This is a genomic window from Cryobacterium sp. TMT3-29-2, from assembly GCF_004564305.1.
Classification (GTDB): Bacteria; Actinomycetota; Actinomycetes; order Actinomycetales; family Microbacteriaceae; genus Cryobacterium; species Cryobacterium sinapicolor.
This window is the reverse complement of record NZ_SOGK01000025.1, coordinates 53,780-62,715: the sequence shown is the minus strand read 5'-3', so window position 1 is coordinate 62,715 and position 8,936 is coordinate 53,780. Positions and strand designations below refer to the sequence as shown.

At 65.6% G+C, this 8,936-nt stretch carries 8 protein-coding genes; all 8 read right to left on the bottom strand.

Features of this window, described 5'->3' with window-relative positions:
• Window positions 1-175: 175 nt before the first annotated feature.
• Window positions 176-3,643, bottom strand: coding sequence for a DNA polymerase III subunit alpha (dnaE, locus tag E3O67_RS03375; protein ID WP_135101860.1), 3,468 nt, complete (start codon window positions 3,641-3,643; stop codon window positions 176-178).
• A gap of 107 nt (window positions 3,644-3,750) precedes the next feature.
• Window positions 3,751-4,671 (bottom strand): RluA family pseudouridine synthase, encoded by a 921-nt coding sequence (locus E3O67_RS03370; protein ID WP_134432294.1) that lies wholly within the window; start codon window positions 4,669-4,671, stop codon window positions 3,751-3,753.
• Window positions 4,672-4,679: 8 nt separating this feature from the next.
• A complete protein-coding gene (lspA, locus tag E3O67_RS03365) occupies window positions 4,680-5,198 on the bottom strand; it encodes a signal peptidase II (protein ID WP_241981964.1) in 519 nt (172 codons plus the stop codon).
• Between the two features lie 28 nt (window positions 5,199-5,226).
• A complete protein-coding gene (locus E3O67_RS03360) occupies window positions 5,227-5,847 on the bottom strand; it encodes a DivIVA domain-containing protein (RefSeq protein ID WP_134432298.1) in 621 nt (206 codons plus the stop codon).
• Window positions 5,848-5,991: 144 nt separating this feature from the next.
• The gene (locus E3O67_RS03355) at window positions 5,992-6,291 is read right to left on the bottom strand and encodes a YggT family protein (protein WP_241979347.1); all 300 of its coding nucleotides are present in this window, start codon (window positions 6,289-6,291) and stop codon (window positions 5,992-5,994) included.
• An 8-nt stretch (window positions 6,292-6,299) separates the two neighbouring features.
• Complete coding sequence (locus tag E3O67_RS03350) at window positions 6,300-6,863, bottom strand: cell division protein SepF (RefSeq protein WP_134432300.1); 564 nt, start codon at window positions 6,861-6,863, stop codon at window positions 6,300-6,302.
• Between the two features lie 35 nt (window positions 6,864-6,898).
• Window positions 6,899-7,594 (bottom strand): YggS family pyridoxal phosphate-dependent enzyme, encoded by a 696-nt coding sequence (locus E3O67_RS03345; protein WP_134432301.1) that lies wholly within the window; start codon window positions 7,592-7,594, stop codon window positions 6,899-6,901.
• A 34-nt stretch (window positions 7,595-7,628) separates the two neighbouring features.
• Window positions 7,629-8,825: a cell division protein FtsZ gene (gene ftsZ, locus E3O67_RS03340; RefSeq protein ID WP_135101856.1), complete on the bottom strand. Its 1,197-nt coding sequence runs from the start codon at window positions 8,823-8,825 to the stop codon at window positions 7,629-7,631.
• Window positions 8,826-8,936: the final 111 nt, after the last annotated feature.

The following is an 8,936-nucleotide window of genomic DNA, read 5'->3' as shown; positions in this document are numbered from 1 at the left end:
CGACCAACAACACCCGCACCAGCCAGCCTCGTCGGGATCAATCACCTCGCCGACGAAACCGCCACAAACTAACCCAAGTGACTCCAGTCAGCTTGACATCGCCCGAAAAGGCTGTTTTTCGACAAAATCTCCGTCGAATTCGTTCGAGACGACTGTTCGACTGGGACCCAACCGGCTAGGTCAGGCAGTTCGGCCCGAGCAGGCTCTTGAGCTCCCCGAACAGGTCGGCGCTGATCTTCACGTGGTGGGGCAGCTCGAACACCCGGGCCGTGTGGCCCTTCACCAGCTTGAGCCGCACCTCCGAGCTGCCGATATGGCGGGTGATGACCTCACCCAACGCCGTCACCGTGTCGGTCGTGGCCCGGGATTCCGCCAGCGTCACGGTCAGCGTCCCGGTGTCGGAGGCCTGCCCGAGTTCCGGCGCGAAGATGCTGTACGCGTGCAGGTTCATGCCGTCGTCGCGCATGCTCACCCGGCCCCGCACGACCACGACCGAGTCGCTGATCAGGTCGGGCGAGAACTCCTGGTACGCCTTGCCCATGAACATCACGGCGATCTCTCCGCCGAAGTCCTCGACCTGGATGATGCCGTACTGGTTGCCGGACTTCTTTGCGATCCGGTGCTGCACGCTGGTGATCAGGCCGGCGATGGTGACGGTGTCGGCATCCTGGGTCTGTTCCGACCCGACCAGGTCCACGATGGTCGTGCTGGCGTGCTTGGCCAACGGGATCTCGAGCCCGGCCAGCGGATGGTCGGAGACGTAGAGCCCGAGCATGTCGCGTTCCAGCGCGAGCTTCTCCTTCTTGCTCCACTCGGGACGGTCCGGGACCTGCTCGGTCTCCTGCGGGTCGTCGAACAGGCTGTCGAAGTCGAAGCCGACCATGCCGTGCTGCTCGTCCCGCTTGATCTTGACGGCGGATTCGACGGCGGCCTCGTGGATCTCGAACATGGCCCGACGGGTCGCTCCGAGCGAGTCGAAGGCGCCGGCCTTGATCAGGGACTCGACCGTGCGCTTGTTGGCCACCGGGATCGGCACCTTGCGCAGGAAGTCGTGGAACGACTCGAACGCGCCCTTCTCCTTCCGGGCCGCGCGGATCGCGTCGACCACGTTGAAGCCAACGTTCCGCACCGCGCCCAGCCCGAAACGGATGTCCGTGCCCACGGCCGCGAAGTATCCGATCGACTCGTTCACGTCCGGCGGCAGCACCTGGATGCCCATCCGTCGGCACTCGTTCAGGTACAGCGCGAGCTTGTCGCGGGAGTCGCCGACGCTGGTCAACAGCGCGGCCATGTACTCGGCCGGGTACTTGGCCTTGAGGTACGCGGTCCAATACGAGAGCACCCCGTAGGCGGCCGAGTGCGCCTTGTTGAAGGCGTAGTCGGAAAACGGGAGCAGGATGTCCCAGACGGTCTTCACCGCCTCCATGGAGTAGCCGTTGGCGACCATGCCGCCGGAGAAGCCCTCGAACTGCTTGTCCAGCTCCGACTTCTTCTTCTTGCCCATTGCACGGCGCAGCAGGTCGGCCTGGCCCAGGGAGAACCCGGCCAGCTTCTGCGCGATCGACATGACCTGCTCCTGGTAGACGATCAGGCCGTAGGTGGTGCCGATGACGTCCGCCAGCGCCTCCTCGAGCTCCGGGTGGATCGGGATGATCTCCTGCTGGCCGGTCTTCCGCAGCGCATAGTTGGTGTGCGAGTTGGCACCCATGGGGCCGGGCCGGTACAGGGCGATGACGGCCGAGATGTCTTCGAAGTTGTCGGGCTTCATCAGGCGTAGCAGCGACCGCATGGGCCCGCCGTCGAGCTGGAACACCCCGAGCGTGTCACCGCGGGCGAGCAACTCGTAGGCGGCCGGGTCTTCCAGGCCCATTTCTTCGAGCACGGGCCGGTGTCCGCGGTTCACGGCGATGTTGTCGAGGGTGTCGTCGATGATGGTGAGGTTGCGCAGCCCCAAGAAGTCCATCTTGATCAGGCCGAGGGCCTCGGAGGCCGGGTAATCGAACTGCGTGACGACTTGGCCATCCGCTTCGCGCTTCATAATCGGGATGATGTCGATCAACGGGTCGGAACTCATGATCACGCCGGCCGCGTGCACGCCCCACTGGCGCTTGAGGTTCTCCAGGCCGAGGGCTGTGTCGAAGACCGTGCGGGCCTCGGGGTCGGATTCGATCACGGCCCGGAAGTCGGCGGCCTCGCGGTAGCGCGCATGGTCCTTGTCGAACATACCTGTCAGTGGCACGTCCTTGCCCATGATGGCCGGCGGCATGGCCTTGGTGAGCTTGTCGCCCATCCCGAAGGGGAACCCGAGCACGCGAGACGCGTCCTTGAGGGCCTGCTTGGCCTTGATCGTGCCGTAGGTGACGATCTGGGCGACGCGTTCCTCGCCGTACTTCTCGGTCACGTAGTGGATGACCTCGCCGCGGCGGCGCTCGTCGAAGTCGACGTCGAAGTCGGGCATGGAGACGCGGTCGGGGTTCAGGAACCGTTCGAAAATCAGCCCGTGCACGAGGGGGTCGAGGTCGGTGATCCCCATGGCGTAGGCGACCATTGAGCCGGCGCCCGAGCCGCGGCCGGGACCCACCCGAATGCCCTGCTGCCGGGCCCACATGATGAAGTCGGCCACCACCAGGAAGTAGCCAGGGAAGCCCATCTGGATGATGATGCCGATCTCGTAGTCGGCTCGCTTCCGCACCTCGTCTGGGATGCCGTTCGGGTAGCGCTTGGCCAGCCCGATCTCGTTCTCCTTGACGAACCAGCTCTCCTCGTTCTCCCCCTCCGGGCAGGGGAATCGGGGCATGTAGTTGGCCTTGGTGTTGAACTCCACCTGGCAGCGTTCGGCGATCAGCAGCGTGTTGTCACAGGATTCCGGGTGGTCCCGGAAGAGGTGGCGCATCTGCGCGGCGGTCTTCAGGTAGAACTCGTTCGAATCGAACTTGAAGCGGTTCGGGTCGTCGAGGGTCGACGCCGACTGCACGCAGAGCAGGGCCGCGTGGGCGGTTGCGTCGTGGGCGTGGGTGTAATGCAGGTCGTTGCTGGCCACCAGCGGGAGCTTCAGCTCACCGGCGAGTTTGAGCAGGTCGGTCATGGTGCGCCGCTCGATGTCGATTCCGTGGTCCATGATCTCGCAGAAGAAGTTCTCCTTGCCGAAGATGTCCTGGAATTCGCCGGCGGCCTTCTTCGCCTCGTCGTACTGGCCCAGGCGCAGGCGGGTCTGCACCTCGCCACCCACGCACCCGGTCGTGCCGATCAGCCCGCCGGAGAATTCGGCCAGCAGTTCCCGGTCCATCCGGGGCTTGAAGTAGTACCCCTCCAGGCTGGCCTTGGACGACAACCGGAACAGGTTGTGCATGCCGGCCGTGGTCTCCGAGAGCAGCGTCATATGCGTGTACGAACCGGCGCCGCCGACGTCGTCGCGGTTCTGACCGCTGGTCCCCCAGCGCACGCGGGTCTTGTCGCGCCGGTTGGTTCCCGGCGTGATGTACGCCTCGGTGCCGATGATCGGCTTGATACCGGCCTCGGTAGCCGTGTGCCAGAAGTCGAACGCACCGAAGACGTTGCCGTGGTCGGTGATGGCGACCGCGGGCATCCCCTGCTCGATGGCCGCATTGATCAGCGGCTTGACCCGCGCCGCGCCGTCGAGCATCGAGTACTCGCTGTGCACATGCAGGTGCACGAAGGAATCCTTCGATCCACCCGACTGATTCTGAGAGGACAAAGCGGCTCCGAGGTGTTGGTATTGGTCGCTACAGGTCAGACGTCGCGGAGCACGCCGAGGGCGTGCGCGAGGTCGGCCGGGTAGTCGGTGGTGAAGGTGACCCACTCCCGGGTGTCCGGGTGGTGGAACGCCAGTTGCTTCGCGTGCAGCCACTGCCGGGTCAGGCCGAGTCGCGCCGTGATCGAGGGATCGGCGCCGTACATGGCGTCACCGACACACGGATGCCGCTGGGCGGCCATGTGCACCCGGATCTGGTGGGTGCGCCCCGTTTCCAGGTGCACCTCCACCAGCGACGCCGAGGGGAAGGCCTCGAGCGTCTCGTAGTGGGTGACGGAATCCTTGCCGCCCGCGATGACCGCGAACTTCCAGTCCGACCGCGGGTGGCGCCCGATCGGCGCGTCGATGGTGCCGGTGCTGGGGTCGGGGTGGCCCTGCACGACGGAATGGTAGATCTTCTCGACCTCACGGTCGTGGAAGGCCCGTTTGAGAGCCGTGTACGCGGTCTCCGACTTCGCGACGACCATCAGTCCACTGGTGCCCACGTCGAGGCGGTGCACGATCCCGGCCCGCTCGCTGGCCCCGGAGGTCGCGATGCGATAGCCGGCCGCGGAGAGCGCCCCGACCACGGTGGGACCGGTCCAGCCCACACTCGGATGCGCGGCGACCCCGGACGGCTTGTTGATGACCACGATGCTCTCGTCGTCGTGCACGATCGTGAGATCCGGCACCGGGATGGGCACAATCGCCAGGGCCTCCTTGGGCTGCCAGGACACCTCCAGCCACGCTCCATTGTGCAGACGGTCGGACTTGCCGGCCACGACCCCGTCCAGCGTGACCCCGCCGGCCTCGCACACCTCCGCCGCGAAACTGCGGGAGAAGCCGAGGAGCTTGGCGATGCCGGCGTCGACGCGGACTCCGGCGAGTCCGTCCGGAAGGGGAAGGGAGCGTGTTTCCATGGCGAGAATCAGGGTGCTATCTGGGTGGGAGTGGACTCGGACGAGTCCGAGCCGTCGGTGCGGCGTCCGTCGAGGCCGATGCCGCGAATGGTCAGGTACATGAAGATGATCATGCTCGACACGATCGCCATGTCGGCCACGTTGTAGATGGCGGGGATCAGCCAAGGCGTGGAGATGAAGTCGATCACGTGCCCGAGGCCGAAGGACGGCTCCCGCAGCAACCGGTCGGTCAGATTGCCGAGCACGCCGCCGAGCAGGAGTCCGAAGACGACGGACCAGGCCAGTGAACGGATGCGCCCGGCGAACCAGACGATGAGCACCACCACGGCCACAGCGATGATGGAGAAGATCCAGGTCATCCCGGCCGCCATGGAAAAGGCAGCGCCCGGGTTCCGGACGAAGTGCATTTGCAGCACGTCTCCCAGAACCCGGACGATGTCACCCTCGGTCAGCCTGCTGACGACGAGGTACTTGCTGATCTGATCCAGTGCGAAGATCCCCAGGGCCACGACGGCCAGGAGGATCAACGCACCGGGGCGCTTCTTCGTTCGAACCTTAGGCGCCAAAGCTCTGGAAGCTGGACTTCGAGGCATTACCCGACTCGACCGGCGACGTGGCGTCGAGGTCGTGCAGCTGGGTCTCAATGTAGCTCTTCAGCTTCTGGCGGTACTCGCGCTCGAAGGTGCGCAGGTCATCGATCTTGGTCTCGAGGACGGAACGCTCCTGATCGAGAATGGTGAGCTGAGCGCGCTGCTTGGCCTCGGCCTCGGCAACAAGGCGAGCGGCGGTGGCGTGGCCTTCGGCGATGAGTGCATCGCGCTTCTCGGCACCCTCCTTGACGTGCTCCTCGTGCAGGCGGCGTGCCAGCTGCAGAAGGTTGGTCGTGCCGGCGGTCTCATCGATGGGCTCGGCCACGACCGGTGCAGCCACAGCGACGGGAGCCGCGACGGGCTCCGCAACAACCTCGGGCGCCGGTGCGACCTCGACTGCGGCGGCAGGCTCGGCTGGCACGCCGGAGCCGGCGCGGGCCTTGAGCTCTTCGTTCTCTGCGGTAAGTCGGCGAAGTTCAACGACGACCTCGTCGAGGAAGTCATCGACCTCGTCCTGATCGTATCCTTCGCGAAACTTCGTCGACTGGAACCGCTTGTTGACTACATCTTCCGGAGTTAGCGCCATGGCTTTCCACCCTTAAAACTAGAGTTGCGAACATTCTGTTTGCGTTCAACCAACGCTACCAAGGTCCGAGGTGTAGTCGGACCGCGTCAGCCCAGCACGCCGTCGCACAAGAATACATGCCAAGTCCGAGGCGGGAGGTATCGGTCAGCGCATGAGCCCAGTGATCGACATGGCGACGATGACACAGAGCATGGTGATGCTCCAGCCGAAGTCGAACGCGATCGGACCGATCCGCAGCGGCGGCAGGAGCCGCCGAAAGAACTTGATCGGCGGGTCCGTCAGGGAGTAGGCCAGCTCAATCACGACCAGCAGGAAGCCCTGCGGTCGCCAGGACCGGTTGACGCTGCGCACGAGGTCGATGATGAACCGACCCCACATCACGAAGAAGTAGAGCAGGAGGACGAAGTACGCGATACTCCCGATGATTCCGACGATGCTGACCACGGCGGTTACTACGACTGCGCGAAGAAGGACGCCTCGGCTTCGGAGTCCTCCGCGGCATTGTCGCCTGACACGACAACGTGGGACGGGGAGAGCAGGAAGACCTTGGCCGTGACGCGCTCGATCTTGCCGTACAGGCCCTGGGACAGGCCGCTGGCGAAGTCGATCAGTCGGCGCGCATCGGCGTCACTCATCTGGGACAGGTTGATGATGACCGGGATTCCGTCGCGGAAGGATTCGGCGATCACCTGGGCGTCCTTGTACTGGCGCGGGTGGACGGTGAGGATTTCATTCATGTCTGAGGCAGCCACATTCTTGGGAGCGGAGGTCTTGCGCAGCGGGGTCACCGGTGCGCGACCGGCCGAAGCGGATGCGCCGGCGGAGTGCGACGACGCGTTCGACGCGGCGTGAGAGGAGTTCGGGGCGGAGTGGGGAGCAGCGGCCTTCGATGCCGCAGCAGTCGACGCCGTCGAGTGAGGGGCCGTCGACGCAGGCGCAGCAGCGGGCGCCTCGTACTCGAGTTCCTCGTCTGCCAGACCCAGGTAAACCATGGTCTTCTTGAGCGGGTTGGACATCTCGACCTCCGTGTTGGTGATTCTTCTTATCCAGATTAACCGGATACCGGGCGATTCCCGGTGATTGCTGTGCCAATTCGAAGGTGTGTCGCCCCTTCGCTGATCGCCTCCGCGTAGTCCGCGGACATGCCCATCGACAGGTATCTGGCGTGCGGTGCGAGCTGCTGAACCGTCTCGCCCAATTCGCGCACCCGGGCGAAGGCTCGCCGGGGTTCGGCACCGATCGGAGCCACCGCCATCAGCCCGAGCAGCCGCACCCCGGCCGTGTCGAGCACATGCTCGACAAGCCCGTGCAGCTCCCCCGGAGCGACACCGCCGCGAGCAGGGTCATCCGTCAGGTTCACCTGCACGAAGCAGTCGACCACGGATTCGTCCGAGCCCAGCGCATCCACCAGCGAGGTGCGATCGACGGAGTGGATGACGTCGGCGTAGGCCCGCACCTGCCGTGCCTTCTTGCCCTGAACCTGACCCACGAAATGCCAGGTCAGACCCGGGTCCTGCAGGGCGGCAGCCTTACCCTGCGCCTCCTGGTGACGGCTCTCCCCGAAGTCCCGCACGCCGAGGGCGGCGAGCTCCTCGAGCAGCGAGACGGGTTGGAACTTGGTCACGACGATCGTCGTGACCTCCTCCGGGTCGCGCCCTGCGGCGGCGACCGCGGCGGTGATCCCCCTCTGAACGGCGGCCAACCGATCCGCGAGGCCGCCGGGCCGGGGCCTGCCCGAATCACTCATCTCGCCACCCCGGGGACTGTCGGTGCGAACGGCACTACTTGAGGAAGTCCGGGATATCCAGGTCGTCCGGGTCTTCCTCGAAGGCCGGATCGGCCACGGCCGCACCGGGCTCGACGCCGGACCAGACCGACGATGCCGCGGAATCCGAGTAGGGAACCGAATCGTTCGCGCCGGTCGCCGCAGCGCCCGCCGTGCTCGCACCGGTACCGACACCGGCACCGGCGGCGACACCGGCGGCGACCAGGTCGGCGCGGCGAACCTCGACCGCCTTGGCGCCGGGCTCTCCGCCATCGAATCCGGCGGCGATGACGGTGACCCGCACCTCGTCGCCCAGGGTGTCGTCGATGACGGCGCCGAAGATGATGTTGGCTTCCGGGTGCACGGCTTCCTGCACGAGGCGCGCGGCGTCGTTGATCTCGAAGATTCCGAGGTTGGAGCCACCCTGGATGGACAGGAGCACGCCGTGGGCGCCGTCGATCGATGCCTCGAGCAGCGGAGACGCCACGGCCAGTTCGGCTGCCTTGATGGCGCGGTCGGCGCCGCGGGACGAGCCGATGCCCATCAGCGCGGAGCCGGCACCCTGCATGACCGACTTGACGTCGGCGAAGTCGAGGTTGATCAGGCCAGGGGTGGTGATCAGGTCGGTGATGCCCTGCACGCCGGCGAGGAGCACCTGGTCTGCCGTGGCGAAGGCCTCGAGCATGCTGATCCCACGGTCGCTGATTTCGAGCAGGCGGTCGTTCGGCACGACGATGAGGGTGTCGACCTCGTTCTTCAGGGACGCGACACCGGCCTCGGCCTGAGCTTGACGGCGCTTGCCCTCGAAACCGAAGGGTTTGGTGACGACACCGATGGTGAGCGCGCCGATGGACTTGGCGATGCGGGCGACGACCGGTGCACCGCCGGTGCCCGTTCCACCACCCTCGCCGGCCGTGACGAAGACCATGTCCGCGCCGGCCAGGGCCTCTTCGATTTCTTCGGCATGGTCCTCGGCGGCGCGGCGGCCGACCTCAGGGTCGGCGCCGGCGCCGAGACCGCGGGTGAGATCGCGGCCCACGTCGAGTTTGACGTCGGCGTCGCTCATCAGGAGCGCCTGGGCATCCGTGTTGATGGCGATGAACTCGACTCCGCGGAGGCCGAGCTCGATCATGCGGTTGACGGCGTTGACACCGCCGCCACCGATTCCAACAACCTTGATGACTGCGAGGTAATTCTGATTTGTTGTTGACACGTCCGGCCTCCGGTGGAACCCTAAACCTCTTGTCGAAGTTTAAAGTTATGCTGAGTATGCAATTCCTGTTAGAAAGTTATGCGCCAGCCGATCAGGGTCGGGGAGGCGCGC